Source organism: Amycolatopsis sp. NPDC114484 (assembly GCF_055633755.1).
Genome location: NZ_JBVKDQ010000005.1, coordinates 249,550 through 271,518, shown reverse-complemented (window position 1 = coordinate 271,518; position 21,969 = coordinate 249,550). Strand labels below are relative to the sequence as shown.

Annotated in this window: 20 protein-coding genes; 12 read left to right on the top strand and 8 right to left on the bottom strand. The window is 69.1% G+C overall.

Annotated elements, in window-relative coordinates; all coding sequences use genetic code 11:
* Positions 1-17 precede the first annotated feature (17 nt).
* A complete protein-coding gene (locus ACZ7SW_RS16180; RefSeq protein WP_470231177.1) occupies positions 18-1,247 on the top strand; it encodes a cytochrome P450 in 1,230 nt (409 codons plus the stop codon).
* A gap of 231 nt (positions 1,248-1,478) precedes the next feature.
* A complete protein-coding gene (locus tag ACZ7SW_RS16175) occupies positions 1,479-2,438 on the top strand; it encodes a sterol desaturase family protein (protein ID WP_470231176.1) in 960 nt (319 codons plus the stop codon).
* 75 nt (positions 2,439-2,513) lie between these two features.
* On the opposite strand, the gene ACZ7SW_RS16170 is transcribed toward ACZ7SW_RS16175, so the two are convergent.
* Together ACZ7SW_RS16170 and ACZ7SW_RS16165 are read right to left on the bottom strand one after the other, a co-directional pair.
* On the bottom strand, positions 2,514-3,887 hold the full coding sequence (locus tag ACZ7SW_RS16170) for an aspartate aminotransferase family protein (protein WP_470231175.1): 1,374 nt from the start codon (positions 3,885-3,887) through the stop codon (positions 2,514-2,516).
* Positions 3,884-4,177, bottom strand: a complete 294-nt coding sequence (locus ACZ7SW_RS16165; RefSeq protein ID WP_470231174.1) for a hypothetical protein — start codon at positions 4,175-4,177, stop codon at positions 3,884-3,886. The genes ACZ7SW_RS16170 and ACZ7SW_RS16165 overlap by 4 nt, the downstream gene beginning before the upstream one ends.
* 438 nt (positions 4,178-4,615) lie before the next feature.
* On the opposite strand from ACZ7SW_RS16165, the gene ACZ7SW_RS16160 reads away from it, so the two are divergent.
* Complete coding sequence (locus ACZ7SW_RS16160) at positions 4,616-4,891, top strand: hypothetical protein (protein ID WP_470231173.1); 276 nt, start codon at positions 4,616-4,618, stop codon at positions 4,889-4,891.
* Between the two features lie 416 nt (positions 4,892-5,307).
* Positions 5,308-5,985 (top strand): LysM peptidoglycan-binding domain-containing protein, encoded by a 678-nt coding sequence (locus ACZ7SW_RS16155; protein WP_470231172.1) that lies wholly within the window; start codon positions 5,308-5,310, stop codon positions 5,983-5,985.
* A gap of 419 nt (positions 5,986-6,404) precedes the next feature.
* Here ACZ7SW_RS16155 and ACZ7SW_RS16150 read toward each other — a convergent pair whose 3' ends face one another.
* The gene (locus tag ACZ7SW_RS16150; protein ID WP_470231171.1) at positions 6,405-7,214 is read right to left on the bottom strand and encodes a helix-turn-helix transcriptional regulator; all 810 of its coding nucleotides are present in this window, start codon (positions 7,212-7,214) and stop codon (positions 6,405-6,407) included.
* Between the two features lie 78 nt (positions 7,215-7,292).
* Here ACZ7SW_RS16150 and ACZ7SW_RS16145 point away from each other — a divergent pair, with 78 nt between their 5' ends.
* The 8 genes from ACZ7SW_RS16145 to ACZ7SW_RS16110 all read left to right on the top strand — a co-directional run bounded on the left by ACZ7SW_RS16145 (position 7,293) and on the right by ACZ7SW_RS16110 (position 12,719).
* Entirely contained in the window at positions 7,293-8,033 is a 741-nt protein-coding gene (locus ACZ7SW_RS16145; RefSeq protein ID WP_470231170.1) for an SDR family NAD(P)-dependent oxidoreductase, read from the top strand.
* Between the two features lie 17 nt (positions 8,034-8,050).
* Positions 8,051-8,797 (top strand): SDR family NAD(P)-dependent oxidoreductase, encoded by a 747-nt coding sequence (locus tag ACZ7SW_RS16140; RefSeq protein WP_470231169.1) that lies wholly within the window; start codon positions 8,051-8,053, stop codon positions 8,795-8,797.
* A 61-nt stretch (positions 8,798-8,858) separates the two neighbouring features.
* Positions 8,859-9,344, top strand: a complete 486-nt coding sequence (locus tag ACZ7SW_RS16135; protein WP_470231168.1) for a M23 family metallopeptidase — start codon at positions 8,859-8,861, stop codon at positions 9,342-9,344.
* Between the two features lie 73 nt (positions 9,345-9,417).
* Positions 9,418-10,365 (top strand): cation diffusion facilitator family transporter, encoded by a 948-nt coding sequence (locus ACZ7SW_RS16130; protein WP_470231167.1) that lies wholly within the window; start codon positions 9,418-9,420, stop codon positions 10,363-10,365.
* 22 nt (positions 10,366-10,387) lie between these two features.
* The gene (locus ACZ7SW_RS16125; RefSeq protein ID WP_470231166.1) at positions 10,388-10,558 is read left to right on the top strand and encodes a hypothetical protein; all 171 of its coding nucleotides are present in this window, start codon (positions 10,388-10,390) and stop codon (positions 10,556-10,558) included.
* Between the two features lie 21 nt (positions 10,559-10,579).
* A complete protein-coding gene (locus ACZ7SW_RS16120) occupies positions 10,580-10,927 on the top strand; it encodes a BlaI/MecI/CopY family transcriptional regulator (protein ID WP_470231165.1) in 348 nt (115 codons plus the stop codon).
* Positions 10,928-11,272: 345 nt separating this feature from the next.
* On the top strand, positions 11,273-11,497 hold the full coding sequence (locus ACZ7SW_RS16115; protein WP_470231164.1) for a M48 family metalloprotease: 225 nt from the start codon (positions 11,273-11,275) through the stop codon (positions 11,495-11,497).
* 49 nt (positions 11,498-11,546) lie between these two features.
* Positions 11,547-12,719 (top strand): L,D-transpeptidase, encoded by a 1,173-nt coding sequence (locus ACZ7SW_RS16110; RefSeq protein ID WP_470231163.1) that lies wholly within the window; start codon positions 11,547-11,549, stop codon positions 12,717-12,719.
* A 51-nt stretch (positions 12,720-12,770) separates the two neighbouring features.
* Here ACZ7SW_RS16110 and sbnA read toward each other — a convergent pair whose 3' ends face one another.
* The 5 genes from sbnA to ACZ7SW_RS16085 are packed head-to-tail and all read right to left on the bottom strand — an operon-like array spanning position 12,771 to position 20,915.
* On the bottom strand, positions 12,771-13,745 hold the full coding sequence (sbnA, locus tag ACZ7SW_RS16105) for a 2,3-diaminopropionate biosynthesis protein SbnA (protein WP_470231162.1): 975 nt from the start codon (positions 13,743-13,745) through the stop codon (positions 12,771-12,773).
* 41 nt (positions 13,746-13,786) lie between these two features.
* The gene (sbnB, locus tag ACZ7SW_RS16100; protein WP_470231161.1) at positions 13,787-14,854 is read right to left on the bottom strand and encodes a 2,3-diaminopropionate biosynthesis protein SbnB; all 1,068 of its coding nucleotides are present in this window, start codon (positions 14,852-14,854) and stop codon (positions 13,787-13,789) included.
* Positions 14,851-15,864, bottom strand: coding sequence for a TauD/TfdA family dioxygenase (locus tag ACZ7SW_RS16095; RefSeq protein WP_470231160.1), 1,014 nt, complete (start codon positions 15,862-15,864; stop codon positions 14,851-14,853). The genes sbnB and ACZ7SW_RS16095 overlap by 4 nt, the downstream gene beginning before the upstream one ends.
* Positions 15,865-15,897: 33 nt before the next feature.
* A complete protein-coding gene (locus ACZ7SW_RS16090; RefSeq protein ID WP_470231159.1) occupies positions 15,898-18,381 on the bottom strand; it encodes a non-ribosomal peptide synthetase in 2,484 nt (827 codons plus the stop codon).
* A 32-nt stretch (positions 18,382-18,413) separates the two neighbouring features.
* Positions 18,414-20,915, bottom strand: coding sequence for a Pls/PosA family non-ribosomal peptide synthetase (locus ACZ7SW_RS16085; protein ID WP_470231158.1), 2,502 nt, complete (start codon positions 20,913-20,915; stop codon positions 18,414-18,416).
* Positions 20,916-21,969 lie beyond the last annotated feature (1,054 nt).

Genomic DNA, 21,969 nt, shown 5'->3' with positions numbered 1-21,969 from the left:
CCCGGCATTGGAGAACCATGACGACATCCGCCGCACCGGCGCCCGCCAGGGACCTGGCCGCGCTCGACCTCGCCGATCCCCGCCTGCACGCCGAGACCGATCTGCACGACGTGTGGGCGCGCCTGCGGGAAACCCGGCCCGCGCACTGGCAGCCGCCCGCCGAGGACCGCGACGGGTTCTGGAACATCACCCGCTACGAGGACGTCGACCGGCTGTACAAGGACGACCGGAGGCTGACCTCCGAGCGCGGCAACGTGCTGGACGCGCTGATGGGCCGCGGCGATTCCGCGGGCGGCCGGATGGTCTCGGTGACCGACGGCGTCCGGCACGCGGAGGTGCGCAAGATCCTGCTCCGGTCGTTCACCCGCGAGGCGCTGGCGGCCGCGGCCGCGCGGATCCGGAGCGCGGCGCGGCGGCTCGTCCGGGACGCGGTGTCGCGGGGCAGCTGCGATTTCGCCAAGGACGTCGCCGCGCACGTCCCGCTGGTCGCGATCTGCGATCTCCTCGGCGTCCCGGAGGCGGACCGCCCGCACATCCTGGCGCTCACCTCGTCCGCGGTCAGCTCCGAACGGGCGCAGCACACCCCGGAGGACGCCTGGCGGGCCAAGAACGACATCCTGTTCTACTTCGCCGAACTGGCCGAGCGCCGCCGCGACGATCCGCTGGCCGACCTGGTCAGCGCACTGGTGACGAGCCGGGTCAACGGGCGGCCGCTCGACGCGGACGAGGTCATCTTCAACTGCTACAGCCTGGTGCTCGGCGGGGACGAGACCACCCGGCTGGCCATCGTCGGGGGAGTGCAGGCCCTGCTGCGCGACCCCGGGCAGTGGCGCGCGCTGTCCTCGGGCGAGGCGGGCATCGACACCGCGGTCGAGGAAATCCTGCGCTGGACCACGCCGTCGATGCACCAGGGGCGGGCGGCCGTCGAGCAACTGACGGTCGGCGACGCCACGATCGAACCGGGCGAACTGGTCGTGCTGTGGAACGTGGCCGCCAACCGGGACGAGCGGGTGTTCGACCGCCCGGACCGGTTCGACCTGACGCGTACGCCGAACCGGCACCTGACCTTCGCCGTCGGGCCGCACTACTGCCTCGGCGCGCAGCTGGCCCGGATCGAGATCGCCGCGATCCTGGAGGCGCTGCGGGACTTCGCGGCCGGAATCGAGGCGGCCGGGCCGCCGTCCCGGATCTACTCGAATTTCCTGTCCGGGCTGAGCAGCCTGCCCGTCGTGCTGCGCGGGAAGTGATCGCCGGGCACTTCTTTTTGCCTTTTCGGGCAGCCTGCGCAATTCCGTCCCGCTGGCGGGACGGAATTGCGCCAGCTGCCCGCCGTACCTGGGTTGTCTTCGCGTCCGGGCTGCGGGAAGCTTTTCCGAGCGTTTCGAGGGGACTTCGGATAATTCCTCGGCGCGGTTTTCGGTCGCACTTCCCGTTTGTTCGCCGCAATAAACGACTCAGTATTGGCAGAAAGGGCGATTATGAGCACGGTCGAACTCGCCACCAGGCACCCAGCGGTGACCTGGGCTCTTCGCTACCTGACTTACCCGGTGATCATGATCGGCGCGCTGGGCACGTCGATCACGTTGGCGGGAACCAGTTTCCCTCCGCTCGCCGTCATCGCGCTGACCACCGCGTTCGCCGTCGTGGTGACCGCGGTGGTCGAACGCGTGCAGCCTTACTACGAAAGCTGGAACCGGAGCCGGAAAGACGTGCTCACCGATCTTCTCTCCGGCGCAGTGGTGCTGGTGGTCATCGCGCGAATGGTCGAACCGATCCTGTTCGCGGTGTTCTACTGGCTTTCCGTTCCGCTGTCCCGCGCGGTCGGCTTCACGTTCTGGCCGACCGGCTGGCATCCCGCCGCGCAGGCCGCGCTCGCCTTGGTGGTCGGCGAATTCTTCTACTACTGGCTGCACCGCTGGATCCACGGTTCGGCGCGGTTCTGGCGGTTCCACGCGGTGCACCACAGTTCGGAGCGGCTGTACTGGCTGAACTCGGTCCGCTTCCACCCGGTGGACTTCCTGCTGGACGACGTGGCGCTGATCCTGCCGCTGGCGCTGACCGGCTGGACGCTCACCGAATCCGGCCTGCAGGGCGCGCTCATCCTGCTCACCTTCTACAACGCGCACGGCGCGACGATGCATTCGAACATGGACATCCGGCTCGGCCCGCTGAACTACCTCGTGCCCGGACCGGAAATGCACCGCTGGCACCACTCGCGCAACCTCGACGAGGCCAACAGCAACTTCGGCGGCAAGATCATGTTCTACGACTGGATGTTCGGCACTCTGCTGCGCCCGAACGGCCGTCGCCCGCCGGAGGACATCGGCCTTTCCGGCGGCGTGCGGCTGCCGACGTCGTATCCGGCCCTGCTGGCGGCTCCGTTCCGGTATTCGAAGTTCGAGAAGGACGCCGAACGCCGGGCGAAGTCCGGGAGCTGACGCGCGAAGCCCGCTGACGCGGCTGCGCCACCGCCGGACCCCCGGTGGTGGCGCAGCCTTTTCCGGGTCAGTGCCTCAGCGCGCTTCCCGGGTCGCCGTGTCGAGCGCGGCCAGCAGGATCCCGGCGGCCGTGCGCACGACTTCCGCGGTGACGTTGAGCGGCGGCAGCAACCGCACGACGCAGTCGCCGCGCCCGCCCAGTTCGAGGATGAGCCCGCGGCGCAACGCGTGGTTCTGCACGGCCAGCGCGAGTTCCGACGCCGGCGCCCCGGTGCGCGGGTCGGTCAGTTCGATGCCCCACATCAGCCCGGTGCCGCGCACGTCGGTCACCCACGGGTGGCTGGCCAGCGGGGACAACAGCGCTTCGAACTGGTCTCCGCGCTCGACGACGTTGTCCAGCACGCTGTCGCGGTTGACGACCTCGATCGCCCGCGCGCCCGCGGCGAACGCGAGCTGATTGCCCCGGAACGCACCGGTGTGTGTGCGAGGGGCCCAGTTGTCGAGGTGCTCGTCGTAGATGATCAGCGAGACCGGCGAACCGATTCCGCTGAGCGCCTTGGACGCGACGATCACGTCGGGTTCGATGCCGTAGCGCTCGAAGGCGAACCAGGTCCCGGTCCGGCCGCAGCCGGTCTGCAGTTCGTCGACGATCAGCGGGATGCCCAGCTCCCGGGTCAGCTCGCGCACCCGGTGCACGAAATCCGCGCGCGCCGGCACCACGCCGCCCTCGCCCTGCACCAGTTCGAGCACCACCGCGGCGGGCAGCGGGAGTCCGCCGTCGGGGTCGTGCAGGGAGCGTTCGACCAGGTCCGGGCAGGTCGCCGCGCAGGAGCCCGGATCGTGCCCGGCCGGGCAGCGGGGGCACGAGGAGTACGGGGGGTACTGCGTGCTGGGCAGGGGATTCGCGACCGACCGCTGCTGGCCGGCCAGTCCGGTCAGGCCCAACGCCGCGTGCGCGCTGCCGTGGAACCGGCCCTGGAACGACACGACGCCGCCGCGTCCGGTCGCGGTTTTGCAGAGCTTGAGCGCGGCTTCGACCGCGTTGGTCCCGGCCGGCCCGCAGAAGTGCAGTTTCATCCGCGACCGCAGCGCCTCGGGCAGCATCGCGAGCTGGGCCTCGGAGAACTCGTCCTTGACCGGGGTCGCGAAGTCGAGCGCGTGGGTCAGCGTGCTCAGCTGCGCGGTCATGGCCGCGACCAGCTCGGGATGGTTGTGCCCGAGGGAGAGCACGCCCGCCCCGGCGAGGAAGTCGATGAAGACGTTGCCGTCGGCGTCGCGCACGAAACTGCCCGAACCCTCGGTGATCGCGATCGGCAGCCGCCGGGGGCCGCCGCGCGGGATCGGTTCGCGGCGGTCCTGCCGGGCGAGGTATTCGGCGGAGCGCGGTCCGGGCAGATCGCAGTAAACGGCGGGGCCGGTGAGCGGCGCGGGGTGGTCGAGGATGGTCATCTGGCCTGTTCTCCCCTGACAGTGGTGGTGGGGCGGCCGAGCCCGCCTCGGTGCGCGGCGGCCGCGCCGGTGTCCTCGCGTCCATAATGGACGAAGACATCCGGGGCGAACCGCTCCCGCCCGGCGCTCGCGGAGAGCCGCCGGGGGAAGTTCTTCGGGAATAGACGGAGCGGCCGTTCTCTCGGGTGCGGCGGTATTGCGGTGCCCTCCTCGGGACAGATCTCCTCGGTGCCGGCCCGCCGATGCGTGCCGCCGACGTCGCGCGGCGCGTCCGGCGTCGAGTCCGTCATGCACTCCTCCTCTTTTTCGCAGGGATTCGCGGACCGCCGAAAAACGGTCGGCGAGGAAGGAAACGTTTTTTCGCGGGCAGAGGCGAGGGAGGGCCGCGCTGGGCGCAGCCCTCCCTCGGTTGACCTCACTGGAATACCGCGGGGCACAGCGTAGCGCAGCCGGTTCCGCCGCAGCGGCACGTCGGCCGCGGGCGAGCCGGGCCCGGCTGCGGAAAGAAAAGAAACTGCCGATATTAGGCAAGGCAATGCGCCAGGAGAGTGAAGGAGGCGATTTCGCGGAGTTCGCCGCGCTGGGCTGAACGACTGAAATGGCAACGGTGTTCGCGGTCACGCGAAACGGAGCGTGAATATTCACGCTCCGTTTCCGGCATGTGAATCGGGGGCGGAGGACCGCATGGTGGGATGTTTTCGGGATAGTTGCCGAAGGTGTTCGGGGATATGTCGGCTGGGAGAAATATCGAGGCCGCCGGGTTGTTTCTGACGTTTTCGCCGCCGGGTCCGGTCGCCGGCGAGGTTTTCCGCGGGGAACGGGCGGCGGGCTGCGTTTTCGGCGGCGGGCTCCGCGAGGCGGCGGGCGGTGTGGTCCAGACCAAGCCGGTGGTCTGGACCGCTGGCCCGCTGGTTCGGACCGGGGCGGCCGGGTGGACGGCGGGCGCGTCCGGGGGAGCGGGCCTGCTCCGGCGGGAGGTGTGCCGGTCGGACCAGGTGCCGTAGCGCGGAGTGAACGAGGGCGGCGAACCCGTGTTTATCTCGAACGTAACGTCTCTGATGCAGAGAACTACCTGACATCACCGATGGTAGGAAATTAGCCAACTTTACCGTTTTTGATCGAGTTTCGCCCTGCGTTTGAGCTGGAAGCGTTGCCGTTGAGCCGTGATTAATTAACCAACTAGCCTGCTCTAAGTGTGACGCACTGTCGCCTGACTGCTACGCGCCGAGGCGATCTGTGGCCGATCCCACTGCCTCTGTACACTTGCCGTTTCCGTTTCGTAATCTTCTCGAGCTTTTGCGGTGACCTGCGATCTACCCCGAGGATCAGCGACCCGAAGCCGCCGCGAACCGTCGCTGCTCGCTGCCTGGCCAGGCACGAGGACGGCCGCGCGGTGTGACAGCGAAGGAGCCCACCCACCGTGGGACGGCACAGCAAACCCAGCAAGACGAAGACAGTCCTCCAGCGCACCGGCGCGACCGCGGCTCTCGCGGGCGCCACCCTCGGCGGCATCGGCCTCGCCGGGGCGGGCACGGCCAACGCCTTCCCGGGGCAGGCCGGCATCGTCAAGTGCGAGAGCAGCGGCAACCCGACGGCGGTCAACAACACCGCGGCGGGCCAGCGCGCGGGCCGCCCCGCCGGCCTGTTCCAGATCGTCACGAAGACCTGGCTCGCGAACGGCGGCGGCCAGTTCGCCCCGACGGCCGACAAGGCCACGCCCGCGCAGCAGCAGATCGTCGCGGACCGGATCTACGCGAAGCAGGGTTCGGCCCCGTGGCAGTGCCGCGGCGGCTCGGGCCCGGCGAGCTACGCGAACTTCGGCGGCGACACCTCCGGCGGCTCCGCCGAGGTCGAGGCCGTGGCCGCGAAGCCGAAGGCCGAGGTCAAGGCCGAGACGAAGGTCAAGTCCGCGCCGAAGCACGCCGCGCCGGCCTCGAACCCGGACGGCAGCTACACCGTCGCCGCGGGCGACACCCTCTCCGGCATCGCGAAGAACCTCGACGTGGACGGCGGCTGGCAGCACCTGCAGCAGCTGAACCAGAAGTTCATCACGGACGCCAACCTGATCCTGGTCGGCCAGAAGATCGTCACGAAGTAACCCCGCCGAGGCCCCGGCCGTGCCCGTGCCGCTTTCCCCCGGGCGGCACGACCCCGGCCGGAGGCCGCCGGTGCACGCGCGCGCGACAAGTGCGCTCGGGCACCGCCGCGCGCCCCGGCGGCCGGCGTGCGGCGCGGAAGTGCCCGCTTCGTGGGAACACGGGCCGGTCCGCGCCGCATGCCTTGCCAGGAACGCCAGCCTGTCGTCGAGCGATGGCGAGGAAGGCCGACGGTTTCGCGGAGATTCCCGAATGCCCGCCCGTTGCTGCGGCCTGTTCGGCTGGATGTCGTCCGGGTGCAGTGCCTTGTCGTTCTTCGCCAAATCCTGGTGTTGCTGTTCGAACTGGGCGGCGTTGATCGTCACGCTCCATCCAAAGTCGAAGGCTGCCTCTAAAACCGCTGAATGACGAATACCGTCATTCAGCGCACCCGCAGCGGAACGCTCCGCAGCAACGCCAGCGCGTCAGCACTCGGACTGCCGGGCTCAGCCTGATAAACGATCAACTGCTGCCCAGGCGCGCTCCGCACGTCGAACGCCTGATAGGTCAGCGTGAGCGGCCCGACCGCGGGATGTACGAGATGCTTGGGCTCACGGGTTTTCCCGCGTACCTGATGGGTTTCCCACAGCGCCCGGAACTGTTCGCTGCCCTCGCTGAGTTCCGCCGCCAATCGCGGCAGGGCGGGGTCTCCCGCTGCCGCGCGCAGATTCGCCACGGTGGCCTGGGCCGTCCAGTCCCAGCGGGCGTAGAAATTCCGGCCGGCCGGGTCGAGGAAAGTCATGCGCGCGAGGTTGTCCGCGGTGGCGAACGGGGAGAACAGGGCGTCGGCGAGGGAGTTGGCGGCCAGGACGTTCAGGACGCGGTCGAGCACGAAAGCGGGGGCGTGCGGAGAGTTGTCCATGAGTTGCCGCAGTTCGGGGCTCACGGTCTGGGGTGCCGGGGACGGCAGATCGGGCGAGGCGGCGCCGGCGAGGCGGTACAGGTGTTCGCGGGCGTCGGGGTCCAGGTCCAGTGCGCGGCAGAGGGCGTCGAGCACCTGCGGTGACGGGTGGGTTTCACGGCCCTGTTCCAGGCGCGCGTAGTAGTCGACGTTCACTCCGGCGAGCACGGCGACTTCCTCGCGGCGCAGTCCGTTGACCTTGCGCCTGCCGGAGTGGCGCACGTCGGCGTCTTCCGGGGAGCGTTGTGCGCGGCGTGCCCGCAGGAAGTCGCCGAGTTCCGTACTGCCCATGCGAACCAGGGTAGGCGGCGGTTGGGTGGGTGCGACACGTCCTGCCAACGGGATCCGTCGCCGCTGAGACTGGACGGCATGACGAGTGAATTGGCGGGAAAGGTCGCCCTGGTCACGGGTGCCGCGCGCGGGGTCGGTGCGGCGACGGTCGCTTGGCTGCGCGCGCACGGGGCACGTGTGCTGGCCACGGACATCCGGCCCGAGGTGGAACAGTTCGCCGACGAGAACGGGGTGGCCGTGCTGGTCGGCGATGTGTCCGAAGAGGACGTCGCGGTGCGGTCGGCGGCCACGGCGGTGGAACGGTTCGGCGGTCTGGACATTCTGATCGCGAATGCGGGGCGTTCGGTGAACAGGCCGGTCACCGAGACCACTGCGGCGGACTGGGACGAGTTGATGTCCGTCAACGCCCGCGGCGCGTTTTTGCATGCGCGGGAGGCCTTCCGGGTGATGCGCGACAACGGCGGGGGAGCTATCGTCACCGTCGGTTCGTTCGCCTGCACGGTCGGGATGGCCGAAGCGGCGGCGTACAGCGCGTCCAAGGGAGCGCTGGCGCAGTTGACGAAGGTGCTCGCGCTGGAAGGCGGTCCGCACGGAATTCGCGCGAATGTCGTTGCGCCAGGCGTGATCGAGACCGACCTGCTCGACACTTTCCGGCCCGACAGCCGCGCGTACCTGCGGTCCTTCGGCGACGCCCATCCCCTGGGCCGGGTCGCGCAGCCGGAGGAAATCGCCGAGGTGATCGGGTTTCTGGCCTCGCCGCGGTCCGCGTTCATCACCGGTGCGGTCGTCGCCGCGGACGGTGGCTACACGGCGGCTTGATCCCGTCGGAGAAAGGAATGTTCATGAGGCTCAAGGGCAAGGTCGTGCTGCTCACCGGAGCGACCGGCGGCATCGGACAAGCCACCGCGGAACTGTTCGCCCGCGAGGGAGCCAGCCTGGTGGTCACCGACGTAGACCGAGCAGCGGTGGAGAAGCTCGCCCTGCGGTTGGGGACCGACGTGCTGGCCGACCGGCTGGACGTCTCCTCGCCGGAAAACTGGCGCGAGACCGTCGAACGGACTCAAGAGCGCTTCGGCCGCCTAGACGTGCTGGTCAATATCGCGGGGATCGTGGACTGGCCGGGCATCGAGGAGACCGAGCCGGACGACTGGGACCGGGTGATCGCGGTCAACCAGACCGGAACCTGGCTCGGGATGAAGACCGCGATGCCGCTGCTGCGCGCCTCCGGCACCGCCTCGATCGTCAATACCTCCTCGGTGCTGGGCCTGGTCGGCAGCGGCGCGGCCGCCGCGTACCAGGCGTCCAAAGGGGCGGTGCGGTTGCTGACCAAGACCGCCGCCGTCGAATACGCGACGCGCGGGGTCCGGGTCAATTCGGTGCATCCGGGCGTCATCGCCACCCCGATGATCCAGGACCTCCTCGACGAGCAGGGCGACCAGCAGCCCGACATCGTCCGCACGCCGATGCGCCGCGCGGGCAGTCCGGCCGAGGTCGCGCACGCGATGCTTTTCCTGGCCAGCGACGAATCCTCGTTCGTCACCGGAACCGAACTGATCGTGGACGGCGGGCTCACCGCACACTGAGACTCGATCTACTATCCGCCATAGTAGATCGAGAGGAGCACTGCGGCCCGCGGGAAGGCTCGTGGCGGGCTGGGCGCGGGCGGGGCGGCGTTCGCGGCGGCGGCGCGAGCGGCTCCGGCAGAGCGCGAAAGCGCAAGAAAGCCGAAAGGCCCCGTGTGTACGCGCCGGTGACCCACACCATCACCTCGAACTACGGTGCCCGCTGGGGAGCGAATCACTACGGCCTGGACGTCGCGAACGCCATCGGCGCCCCGGTCCGGACTCCGCTCGCGGGACGGTCGTCGAGGCTGGTCCGGCGAGCGGGTTCGGGCTGCGGGTTCGCGTCCGGCACGAGGACGGGACCGTCACGGTCTACGGCCACCTCAACCGTTACTCGGTCTCCGCCGGGCAGCGGGTGGCGGCGGGGCAGGTGATCGCCGTGGTGGGCGACCGCGGGCAGTCGACGGGGCCGCATCTGCACTTCGAGGCCTGGTCGGCGGGGGAGCGCAAAACCGATCCGCTGCGCTGGCCGCCGGGGCCCGGCGTGCGGATCGAACCGGGCGGGTGACCCGCGGTGGACGTCCGCCGGGGCGTGCGCGACAATACATGCACGTTTCACTATATATCAGGGGCGGTGCGGGGTGAGCGAGCACAACACGGGGCACGGCCACGGCCACGGGGTCTCGGCGGGCACGGATCGCGAGTGGCTGGTGCGGGCGCTGGTGCTGATCGTCGGGTTCATGGCCGTCGAACTGGTCGTCGGCCTGATCGCCGGGTCGCTCGCGCTGATCACCGACGCGGGCCACATGCTGACCGACGCCGCGTCGATCGTGCTCGCGCTGGTCGCGATCCGGCTGGCCGCGCGTCCGGCGAAGGGCGGGTTCACCTACGGCCTCAAGCGCGCGGAAATCCTGTCGGCGCAGGCCAACGGGATCACCTTGCTGCTGCTGACCGCGTGGTTCCTCTACGAGGCGGTGACCCGGCTGATCGACCCGTCGCAGGTACAGGGCGCGCTGGTGCTCGTGACCGCGCTGGCCGGGATCGTCGTGAACGTCGCGGCGAGCTGGTGCATCAGCCGCGCGAACCGCTCGAGCCTGAACGTCGAGGGCGCGTTCCAGCACATCCTCAACGACCTCTACGCGTTCATCGCGACCGCGGTGGCCGGCGCGATCGTGTGGTGGACCGGGTTCGCTCGCGCCGACGCGATCGCGGCGCTGGTGGTCGCCGCGCTGATGGCGAAGGCGGGCTGGGGGCTGGTCCGCGAATCGGGCCGGATTTTCCTGGAGGCGGCGCCCGCGGGGATCGATCCGGAGGCGGTCGGCGAGCAGGTGGCGTCGGTTCCGGAGGTGGTGCAGGTGCACGATCTGCACATTTGGCAGATCACCTCGGGCGAGCCGGCGTTGTCCGCGCACGTGCTGGTGCGGCCCGCGGCCGATTGCCACGCGGTGCGGGCGGGGATCGAGGAGATCATGCGGTCCCGGCACCGGCTGGACCACACGACGCTGCAGGTGGATCACGTCGACGAGGCCCGGGCCGAGCACTGCGAAGGATCGCATGGGCCGACTTACCGGTTCACCGGACGCAGCTGAATCCGCGAACGAAAGGAACCGCGTGCACTCCACTCCGGCCGCTGCTTCGGCTGCCGGCGGCTGGACGCTGCTGGCTGTTTTCGCGGTGCTCGCGATCCTGCTGACCGCGATCGGCATCGCCCAGGCCCGCGACCCCGCGCGCCGCCGTCCGCCCCCGGGCGAGCCGGAAACAACCGCTGACGAAGCCGGATGAGCGAGTCCTAGGATGCGTGGCGTGCAAGGACTCGGCGAGCTGGAATCGGCGGCGATGGACGTCTTGTGGCGCGCGGGCGAAGCGCGCACGGTCCGCGAAGTGCTGGAGGGGCTGAACCGGGACCTGGCTTATACGACAGTCCTCACCGTGCTCGATCATTTGCACAGCAAGGGCTGGGCGGAACGCGAAAAGCGCAGCCGCGCCTACTGCTACACCCCGGCACTCTCGCGGGAGGAAGCGGCGGCACGCGCGATGCGGAATCTGCTCGCCGACGTCGGCGATCCCGAAGGAGTGCTGCTGCATTTCGCGCGGTCGGCGTCGGAGGGGGAGCGGGAGGCGTTGCGGCGGGGGCTGCGGAAGCGCTCGTGATCGTCTCCTCGGCGCTCGTCGTGACCGCGGCGGTCGTGGGGTTTTGCGGACCGGCACTTCTGCGTCGGGTGTTGCGGGCGCGGACGCCCGCACCGCTGCGGTTTGTCGCGTGGATCCTGTTGCTGGGCAGCATGATCGCCGCTGGAGCCGGTGCGGTGGCGGCGGCGTTCGGGCCGGGACCCGAGGCAGCGCTGCGGTTTGTCGCGTGGATGCGGCTCGAAACCTTGCGCCACCACGAAGTTCTGCATCTGGACGAGGTGGTCGGAGTATCCGGTGCGCTGGGCGCGGCCGGGGCGTTCGCGGTGGCGTCGGTGCGGTGGTACCGGCATCAGACAATTCCGCGAAATGTCAGCGAAGCCGCTTTCGGAAGGACTCGCGAAAGACCTCTCCGGGCCGGAACTCGCGGCGGTGGTCGACCACGAACGGTCCCATCTGCGCGGACGGCACCATCGGCTGGTCGGGTTCGCGCACGCGGTGTCGGCCGCGTTGCCGTTCGTTCCGTTGGCTAGGCAGTCGCCGGAATTCGTTGCCGGAGCGTGGACGGCGGCTCCCGCCCTGCTCCACGCCTGACCGCTATGACTACTATGTCCGTTAGTAATCGCGAACGGGGGCAGATCAGGTGCTGGGCCGAAAAACGCAGATCATCGCGGGGCTCCTCGCCGGGCTGGTGCTGACGGCGGGGTGCACGGCCGCACCGGATCCCGGACGCGGCACCAGCGACGACAAGAAGAGCAGCGCCGCGCCGGTGCCCGCGACCCTCGATCTCGGGCCGAAGGACGGTTCGAACGACGTCGCGCCCGGCGAGCCCGTCACCGCGGTGGCCGGAGGGTCCACGCTCAGCGAGGTCACCGTCGCGGCCGCGGACGGCACCGCGATTCCCGGCGAGATGGACCCGGCGAAGCAGCGCTGGAACACCAGCGAACCCCTGGAATACGGCACGAAATACACGCTGACCGCCCGCTCGGCCGGCGCGGACGGCAACCCGGTGACCCGCACCAGCACCTTCACCACGGCGACCGCCAAAGCGCAGGCGTATCCGTCGGTGATCCCGCTCGACGGCGAGACCACCGGCGTCGGGATGCCGATCACGATCAAGTTCTCCGCGCCGGTCGCGGACAAAGCCGCCGCGGAGAAGATGCTCACCGTCGCCTCCGACAAGCCCGCCACCGGAGCGTGGCGCTGGTTCGGCGACGACGAGGTGCACTACCGCACCAAGGAGTACTGGCCCGCCTACTCCACGATCACCCTCGACATCAAGATCGCCGGCCGCGCGCTCGGCAACGGGGTGTTCGGCAAGGCCGACCGCAAGATCACCTTCAAGACCGGTCCGTCGATCATCTCGAAGGTGTCGGACAACGAAAAGCAGATGCGGACGTACAAGGACGGCCAGCTCGTCCTGACCTCTCCGGTCAGTCTCGGCAAGCCGTCGGCGCGCAGCGTTTCGGGCACCATGCTGATCATGACCGTGCAGTCTCCCTACACTATGGACTCCAGCACGTACGGCGTCCCCACCGACGCGCCGGGCGGCTACCGCACCACGGTCAAGTACGCGCTGCGGCTCACCAACTCCGGCCAGTTCCTGCACTCCGCACCGTGGTCGGTCCGGCAGCAGGGCCACTCCAACACTTCGCACGGCTGCCTCAACGTCAGCGTCGAGAACGCGAAGTGGTTCTACGAGAACTCCCATCGCGGGGACGTCGTGACGGTGTCCGACACCGGAGCGGACCTCAAACCCGGCGACGGCTGGACCGACTGGCGGTTCAGCTGGGAGGAATGGCAGAAGAACGTCTGATCCCGCCGGGGACGGCGCACCGGAGGATGCCGGTGCGCCGCCGCGCGCGGATCAGACGGACTGGCGGGGCTGCGGGGAAAGCACGTCCTCTCCGTAGATGCCCTGCAGCCAGTTGGTCTGGTAGATCGTGTCGAGATAGCGCTCGCCGAGGTCCGGGGCGACGGCCACCGCGGTCAGGTGGTGCGCGTCGTGTTCGGACAGCCAGCTGGTGGCCCCGCTGACCACCGTCCCGGTCGAGCCGCCGAACAGGAACCCGTTGCGCGCCAGCCGGTGGCACGCCCGGACCGAATCCGGCTCCTCGACCAGGACCACGTCGTCCACATAGGACTCGTCGAGGATCGCCGGGCGCACGCTGGTGCCCAGTCCCGGCAGCATCCGCCTGCCCGCCGGGCCGCCGAAGGTCACCGAGCCGACGCTGTCGATCGCGACGATCCGCACCGGACGGTGCCATTGCCGGAAGAACCGCGCGCAGCCCATCAGGGTGCCCGTGGTGCCCGCGCCGACGAACAGCACGTCGAGGTTCGGGAACGCGGCGGCGATCTCCGGCCCGGTGCGGTGGAAATGCGCTCCCCAGTTGTCCGGGTTCGTGTACTGGTTGAGCCAGACGTACCGTTCGTCCGACGCGCACAGCATGCGCACGTGGTCGATGCGCGCCCCGAGGAAACCGCCCTCGGGACTGGGTTCGGTGATGATGTGCACCTCGTTGCCGAGCGCCTCGATCGCGCGGCGCGTCGCGAGGTTGCAGCGGGAATCGGTGACGCACAGGAACTTGTACCCCCGGCTGGCCGCGATCATGCTCAGCGCGACGCCGAGGTTGCCCGAAGACGACTCGACGATGATCGAGCCCGGCCGCAGCAGGCCGTCGCGTTCGGCCGCGTCGACCATCTCGGTCGCGGCTTTCAGCTTGATGGAGCCGGCGAAGTTGAAACCCTCGCATTTGAGGTAGAGCGAATAGCCGAAACTCCAGCGGAGATCGACGTACAGCGACTCCTCGTTGAAAGCTTCGGGAACGGTGATGACTCGCACAGTTTTCTCCTCGTCAGGCAAAGCTCAGTGGCGGACGGCGCTCAGCCGTACCGGCGCAGTTCGTGGAAGAAGTCCTCGATGACGTGCAGTCCGCCGGTGTCGGACACTCTCTTGTGGACGAAGGCGCCGACCGCGAGGTCGAGGACGCCGAGCCCGAACGGGGAGAAGATCAGCGGCTGGCCGGCGGGCGGGCTGACCCGCCCGGACAGCACGTCGTCCAGGGTGCCGAGCAGGAAGTCCCGGCTGCCGGTGCGCTGCTCCACCAGATGCGGCGAGGTGTTGGCCTTGAGGCAGTGGTCGACGTCGTCGACGATGTTCGCCGACGCCAGCAGGACCTCCGGGGCGAGGTCGCGCAAGGAAACGTGCAGTACCAACGGGTTGTGCGAGAACCACGAGGGATCGTGCACGTGCGGTTCCCCCGCGATGGTCGCGAAGATCACCAGATCGCTGTCGCGGATCAGCCCTTCGGCGGTCTCGTGCACGCTGATGTCGCCGCCGAACCCGGACTGCTCCAGGTAGCCGCGGAACCCGGCGGCGCTGTCGGGGTGGCTGTCGTGCACGTTGATCTCGTCGAATTCCCAGCCGGTCCCGGCGAGGAAGGTGTGGATGTAGCGGGCGATCAGGCCGACGCCGAAGAACCCGGCGCGCCGGGGACGACCGCGGGTCCGGCTGAGCCGGTCCGCGGCCAGCGCCGCGGACGCCGCGGTCCTGGTCGCGCTGATGATGGAGCTTTCCAGGCAGGCGAACGGATAACCGGTCGCCAGGTCGTTCAGGACGAGCACCGCCGACGCCCTCGGGATCCCGGCGGCGACGTTGCCCGGAAAGCTGGAGATCCACTTCAGGCCCGCGACGTTCGTTTCCCCGCCGAGCGAGGCGGGCAGCGCGATGATCCGGTCGGCCGGACGGTCGGGGAAGCGCAGGAAATAGGAGGGCGGGTTGACCGAATCGCCGGAGCCGTGCACCCGGTAGGCGGTCTCGACGAGGTCGACCACCTCCCGTTCGCGCCCGGCCAGCGCCTGCTGGACCTGGGCGCCGGAGATCACCGCGAACGGCGGCACGGCGACCGGCCCCGCCGACGCGGATTCGGCGGTGAAAGATTGCGTGGTCACTGGGTTTTCCCCTCGGCAGCGAGCGAGCAGTCGGAAAGTCGTACCGGGTCGGCCAGCCCGACGAGCACCTCGCGCGGGCCCTCGTAGGCGTCCCGGCTGTGCGCGGTGCGGACGTTGTCGACCAGCAGCAGGTCGCCCGCCTGCCACGGTTCACCGGCGGTGTGCTCCTCGTACACCTCGTTGAGCAGTTGCACGACGTCCTCGCCGATCGGGTCGCCGTTGCCGAAGCGGGTGTTGAACGGAAGCCCGTCGGCCCCGTAGATGTCGACCAGGTACTCGTGCACCTCGGGCGCCATCGTCCACTCGTTGAGGAAGGCGATCTGGTTGAACCAGCAGGGCTGGCCGGTGACCGGGTGCCCGACGATCGCGTCGCGCCGCTGCCGGGTGCGCAGCCCGCCGTCGGGCTGCCATTCGAACTCGATCCGGTTGGCGCGGCAGTAGTTCTCGATCGCGGACCGGTCCTCGGTGCCGAACGCCTCGGCGACCGACGCCCCGATCTCGTCGTTGAAGCTGCGGGTGAGCAGCCAGCCGTCGCGCTCGAACCGCGCGCGCAGGTCGGCGGGCAGCGAGGCGAGCACGGCGGTGGAATCGCTGACGCCGGTGACCCCGCCCGAGGACGGCGGGCTGACGCAGGCGAACAGCATCAGCCCCGGGAATTCGAGCGTGTAGCTCAGTTCGTGGTGCATGCACATCGGCTGGTTCGGCGGCCATTCCGTCGAGGAGTGCACCCCGCCGGGATAGGCCGCGCGCGGCGCGAAGGCCTCCCGCTCGGTCATCAGCAGGTCGGTCAGCCTCCCGAACACGGCCGCGACGGCGGTCTGTTCGGCGAGCCCGAGACCGCGGACGAGCACCGCGCCGTATTCGGCGACGAGTCTTCGCACCGTCTCCCGGTGCTTGCTCGCCCAGCCGGCCGGGTCGCCGCCTGCCTCGGCCCGCAGCACCGCGGGCAGCCCGGGACAGAAATCCGGCTCGGGCGGGGAAGTCTTGGGCAGGAATTTGGACAACGACATCGTGGAATCCCTTCGATTTCCGCGGTTCAGGAGTCAGGAAGTGCGGGACGAGGAGCCGGACCGGCTGTCGATCAGCGCGGCCAGGTCGGCGAGCACCGGGTGCTTGGCGACGTCCTTGATCGAGACCGCGCGGTCGAGCGCGATCGCCAGTTTCACCGCGGACAGCGACGTGCCGCCCCGGTCGAAGAAGTGGTCCTTGCTGCCGATCTGGCCGGGCCGGATGCCGAGCACCTGCGCCCAGGCCTCGGCGAGCCGCTGTTCGGTGCCGGTGACCGGTTCGGTGTAGTCCTCTTCCGCGGCGTCGAGTTCGGCGGCCAGCGCGGCGAGGTTCTTCTTGTCGATCTTCCCGTTGGCGGTCAACGGCAGCCGCTCCCGCCCATGGAACGCCGAGGGCAGCATGTACTCGGGCAGCGCCGCGCCGAGCTGTTCCCGCAGCAGTTCGAGGTCGAGCTGCTCGCGGCTGGAGTAGAACGCCACCAGCCGTTTGCTCTGCCCGCGTTCGGCCACGACCACCGCGCCGTCGCGCACGCCGGGCACCCGCAGCAGCGTGTTCTCGATTTCGCCGATCTCGATCCGGAAACCGCGGATCTTGACCTGGGAATCGCGCCGGCCGAGGAATTCCAGCTTGCCCTCGGGCAGCCAGCGGCCGTGGTCGCCGCTGCGGTAGAGCCGGGCGTCCGGGCGGTGCGGGTCGGAGGTGAACGCCCGCGCGGTGCGCTCGGGGTCGTTGATGTAGCCGCGGCCCACGCACACCCCGGAGAACACGATCTCGCCGGGCGCGCCGAGCGGGACCGGGTCGAGCTTCTCGTCGACGACGTAGACGCGCACGTTCTGCACCGGCGGCCCGAGCGGCACCCGCTCCCGCGCCGGCGCGCGGTCCATCACCTCGTGGTTGGTGTCGTCCGAGGTTTCGGTGAGGCCGTAGGCGTTGACCAGCTTGACGTCCGGCATCGCGGCGAACCAGCGCTGGGCCAGTTCGGTCTTGAGCGCCTCGCCGGTCACCGAGACGCAGCGCAGATCCGGCAGCGCGACCGGGTTCTTGTCCACCGCGGACAGGACGACCTCGAGGTAGGAGGGCACGACCTGCAGCACCGAAACCCCGCCGCTGCCGAGCCGGTCCACGAACCGGTCGGCGTCCAGGATCACGTCCTGCTCGATCAGCAGCGTCCTCCCGCCGACCAGCAGCGCGGAGACCAGCTGCCACAGCGAGATGTCGAAGCACTGCGGCGCGACCTGCGCCACCACCGACTCCTCGGTGATGCCGAGGTCGTTGATCTTGGCGTAGAGGTGGTTGACCATCCCGGCGTGCTCGCACATCGCGCCCTTCGGCTCGCCCGTGGAGCCCGAGGTGAAGTAGATGTAGGCGAGCTGGCCGGCATCGACGGCGATGCCGAGGTCTTCTTCGGAGTGGTCCTCCTCGTACGCGGCGTCCACGAACAAGGTGCGCACGCCGGGCAGCGATTCGACCGCCTTGCGCAGCGTGGTCGTGCTGCCCGGTTCGGTCAGCACCAGTTCGCAGTCGGCCCGGCGCAGCGTGGTCGCGATCCGGTCGGTCGGGAAATGCGGCTCGATGGGCAGGTAGACGCCGCCCGCCTTGAACACCGCGAGCACGGCGGCCATCCAGTCCAGATTGCGTTCGGTCACCACCGCGACGACGCCCTCACGCCGCAGCCCGCGCGCCATCAGCGCCCTCGCCAGGCGGTTCGCGCGCCCGTTGAGCTCCCGGTACGTCCACTGCCGGTCGCCGTGCACCGCCGCGATCGCGTCCGGGTGCCGGGCGACGCCGCGCTGGAACAGCTCGTGGCAGCGCAGGTCCGGCACTTCGACGTGCGGCCCGGCGAGGCCTTCCAGCTGCAGCTTGAGCTCCGCGGACGACAGCAGCGTCGTCTCGCTGTGCGGCGCGGTGACGTCCGTGCGGATCAGCATGAGCGCGCTCAAGTGGTAGCCGAGGACGCGTTCGGCGGCTTCGGAATCCAGCACCTCGGTGCGGAAGCGCAGCCGGAGCGTCTCCAGGTCCGGCGACACGTCCAGCTGCAGCACGGTGTCCCCGGCGAGGTCCCCGGCGGTGCCGGTCGGGTCGAAAACCGTTTCGAACGGCGGCGCGATGATGCCGAGTTCGGTGCGCAGTTCGTCCACCGGGAAGTCCCGCAACGCGCACGTCTGCGCGTCGATCTCCGCGGTGTGCTCGATCAGTTCGCGCCAGGTGCCGGGTTCGGTGCTCAGCCGGCAGGGCAGCGGCGCTCCGCCGGGCCCGGCGACGTAGCCGGTGCACACCTCGGGCTCGCCCGAAAGCGCGGCGAGCACCTTGGCGTGCGCGGCGAGCAGCACCGAACTCAGCGGCACGCGCAGCTGTTCGGCCAGCAGCCGCAGGCCGGCGGCGGTCCCCCGGGGGATCGGCGTTTCGTGGTCGCCGATCGCGGAGCCGGGGTCCAGCGTCCAGCGCGGGACGCTGGTGCGGCCGCCGGCGGTGAGTACTTCGCGCCAGTGCTCGCGGCCCGCTCCCAGTCCGGTTCTCATGGATTGTCCTTCCCGTGGTTGTCGTTGCTCCGTCACGATTTCCCCGCCAGCTGACGGCGGACCGCCCGGATTTCGTTCGCGGGGTTCCCGCCCCAGTGCGCGCGGTCCGGGACCTCAGTGCCCTTCATGAGGAAGGAATGGGGGGCGAGCGTCGAGCCGTCGCCCATCGTCACGCCGTAATGCACCAGTGCGCCGGTGCCGACGGTGCAGCCGCTGCCGATGGAGATGCGGTCCATCTTGAAACCGCCGTCTTCCTGCGAATGGCACTGGACGACGGACCCGATGTTGAGGGTGACGTCGTCTCCCAGGCGCACCAGCGTCTTTTCGATGATGAGCGCGCCGTCGTCGAACAGCCGCTTGCCGACCTTGACGCCCAGCAGCCGCCAGACCGCGCCCTTGAACGGGGTCCCGTCGAGCGCGCGGAAGATCGCGCCCGCCGCGGCCGCTTTCCAGAACCGTTCCTGCCGCCAGAACCGCCGGTCGTAGATCGAGCACGACACCGGGCTCTGCGGCCGGATGAACACCGTGATCCGTTCCAGTGCGACGAAATAGAGCATGCCGTAGAGGAGCATCGCGGCCGTGTCGATCGCGAACAGCGGGGCGCCGATCAGGTCGTAGTAGACGTCCGAGGCCCAGGTCATCAGCAGCAGCCCGTAGAAGAACAGCCAGTGGGACAGGGCGTACAGCAGCATGCCCCCGGCGTTGTGCCGGGTCTTGGCGGCCAGCCGGCGGCGGAACTCCTCCGGCGTCTTCGGGTGGTCGAACTGGCTGTCGCGCTCCACCGAGCGCGGGATTTCGAAGCTGGGGGAGCCGAGCAGGCCGACGCCCTCGCGCACCGGGCCGTCGAGCGGGACCAGGACCTTGGTGGCCAGCAGGCAGTTGTCGCCGGTCTTCGCCCCGGCGGGGTAGGCGACGTGGTTGCCGAGGAAGTTCTGCGCCCCGACGTGCACCCGGGACAGCCGGAACGAGGTGCTGGTGTACTCGGCGTTGATCACCGACAGGCCGTCGGCGACCATCGTGCCCGCGCCGGAGGAGAAGAGGAACGGGTTCTCGTATTTCTCGTCGAGCCCGAAGTTGGACCCGGTCTGCTCTTTCTTGGACACCTTGCAGCCCAGCGCGCGCAGGTAGTGCACGACGGCCGAGCTGTCGCCGAAGAGCGTCTTGAAGAAGCGCAGGTTGGTGAGCACGCGGATGGCGCGGTGCGCGGTGTAGCGGAAGGTGTAGAGGCGGTAGACCTCGCCGGGCTTGAGCGCCAGGTTCAGCAGCCGCGGCACGAACGTGACGATCAGGAAACCGGTCAGCCGCAGGCCGAAGTACAGGACGAACGAGACGGCGAGGGCCTTCCAGTAGAAATTCAGGTAGGTGAAGTCCAGGACGGCGGTGCCGAGTCCCATCGCCGGGCTGAGGTTCGGCAGGGTGTTCAGCACGAAGCCGAGCAGGCCGAGCACCACCGGGGCCAGCAGGAAGACGGCGGTCAGGGTCTGGCGCACGGCGAACAGCGCCCGCAGGACGCTGCCGCAGGCGCGCGGTTCGACCCGCCGGTAGTGCACGTCGGCGGGGACAGCGGGGACGCCGTGCCAGCTCTGCCCCTCCGGAACCGTCTGCCCGGAGTGAAGGGACGAGGCGTGCCCGAGCTGGGCATGGGCGCCGAGCCGGGTTTCGATGTCGAGGACGGACATCTCGCCGACGTAGGAGTGCGCGCCGATCGCGACCGGGCCGGTCCGGATCACGCCGTCCTGTGCGCGATAGGTGGTGAAGTAGGTGTCCTTGCAGATCACCGCGCCTTCCCCGACGGTGAGCAGATCGGTGCACACCGGGACGAACCGCGAGAAGATCGTGACGCCCTTGCCGATCTTCGCGCCCAGCGCCCGCAGGTACAGCGAGTAGAGCGGGGAGCCGACGAACAACGGGACCAGCAGGTTCCGCTGGACGAGCGTCTTGACCACCCAGAACCGGACGTAGCCGAGGCTCCACGTGCGGATCTCCCCGGGCTTCCAGCGGCCGACGAGGATCCATTTGAGCGCGATCGGGAGGGTGCACAGCACCGCCAGCACCACGGTGCCGAAGAGCACCGAGCGCAGGTAGGTGTCGAACACGCCGGTGCCGGCGAGAATCCAGCCGGTGCCGATGCCGAGCACCTGGGCCACGAGGTACGAATAGGCGAAGAAGGCCAGCAGCTGCAGTATCCCGCAGCCGAAGTATTCGAGCCGGCTCGCCCGCTTCGGCGGCTCCGCGGGGGCGGGAGCCGGTGCGTCGGCCGGGATCTCCTCGGTCTCGGCCAAAGCGGAGACGAGACCGGCGATGGTCGGATTCCGGTAAATGTCTTTGATGGAGACGGCGGGAAGATCGGCACGCTTGCGCACTCGCGCGCAGAACTGTGCCATCACGAGCGAGTTCGCCCCGAGATCGGCGAAGAAGTTGCTGTCGACCGACACGTTTTCCTGCCCGGTGACATCGGCCATCACCTGGGCGAATGCTTCTTCGGTGTCGGGTGCCGGACCGGGGCGGGCGGTCGGGTACTCGGTGAGATCCATATTCCTAATGATCGGTGGATGTAACGCCGACGTAACCTACGGACGTCGGTGTTGACAATTTCGTGACCTGTTCGATGCGAGTCGCGGTTGACAAATGCGGCACGAGTCGAGATTGAGGTCTAGACCACGTAAAGGACCATTAATCTGGCAAAGGGGACTTACGCCGTGAATGCCCTTTGTTTTTCAACAGCCAGTGGCGGTTGTCGACGGATCCGGGACTATCCGGCGAAGGGTTCCGGTGAAGTCTGATCGTCGTCGTGCATTTACCGCAAACCGATCCTCCGCACGGGCGATGTTACCAGGAATTCCCCGCTTTCGGGGGCCGGATTCCCCTGTTGGCGGAGGTGAAGCTGGTCCGCTGGGGTGAAATCCGTGGCACAAGGAGTGATGCGGAGTCGCTGCGCGGAGGCGGTGTCCGCATCCGCTCCGGCCCCGCCGCGTCCGCTTCGGGCGGCCGTCAAGTTTCGTTGGTCCTCGAATTCGGTGACATTATGTGCCGAATCGGAATATGCAAGCGCTGCTTCGCGGGATTGATGGCACTTTCGAGGGAATTGCCGTCTCGGGTCGTGAGTTTGTGCCATCGAGGTGAGTTTCGCGGCAGACGGCTGGCGTCGTTGCGCTGTTCGGCGGATGCGCGACTGCTCTTCCGAAGTTTTCCGCAGGTCTGCCGGTTGGTGCCGGTGGCCTCGGGAAGCTCACGCGGAGGGCTTCCCGGGAGGAAACGGCCAATTGCGGTATTTCCGCGTCCGGCCGGTCGGCGAGTCGGGGCTTCGGTCCGGTCGAGGTGATTATGTCGCTTCTCGTGGGTTTTCCGGCAGTCTTGAAACATTTTCGTGTTGTCCGGATTTCCCGGATCACGCCAGGGGAGAAACTGAAGGAAAACATGAAGACGGAGCCGCCCGTCCGGTCCGGCCCGGGATTCGAGTGGCACGGCGAGGTCCGGCACTGCCCCGGGGACAACGATCACCGCGACGAACGCGGTGCGGCTGGACGTCGTGACCTACGCGCGGCTCGTCGCCCGCCTCGTCGTGCACGATCTGGCCGCGTCCGGCTG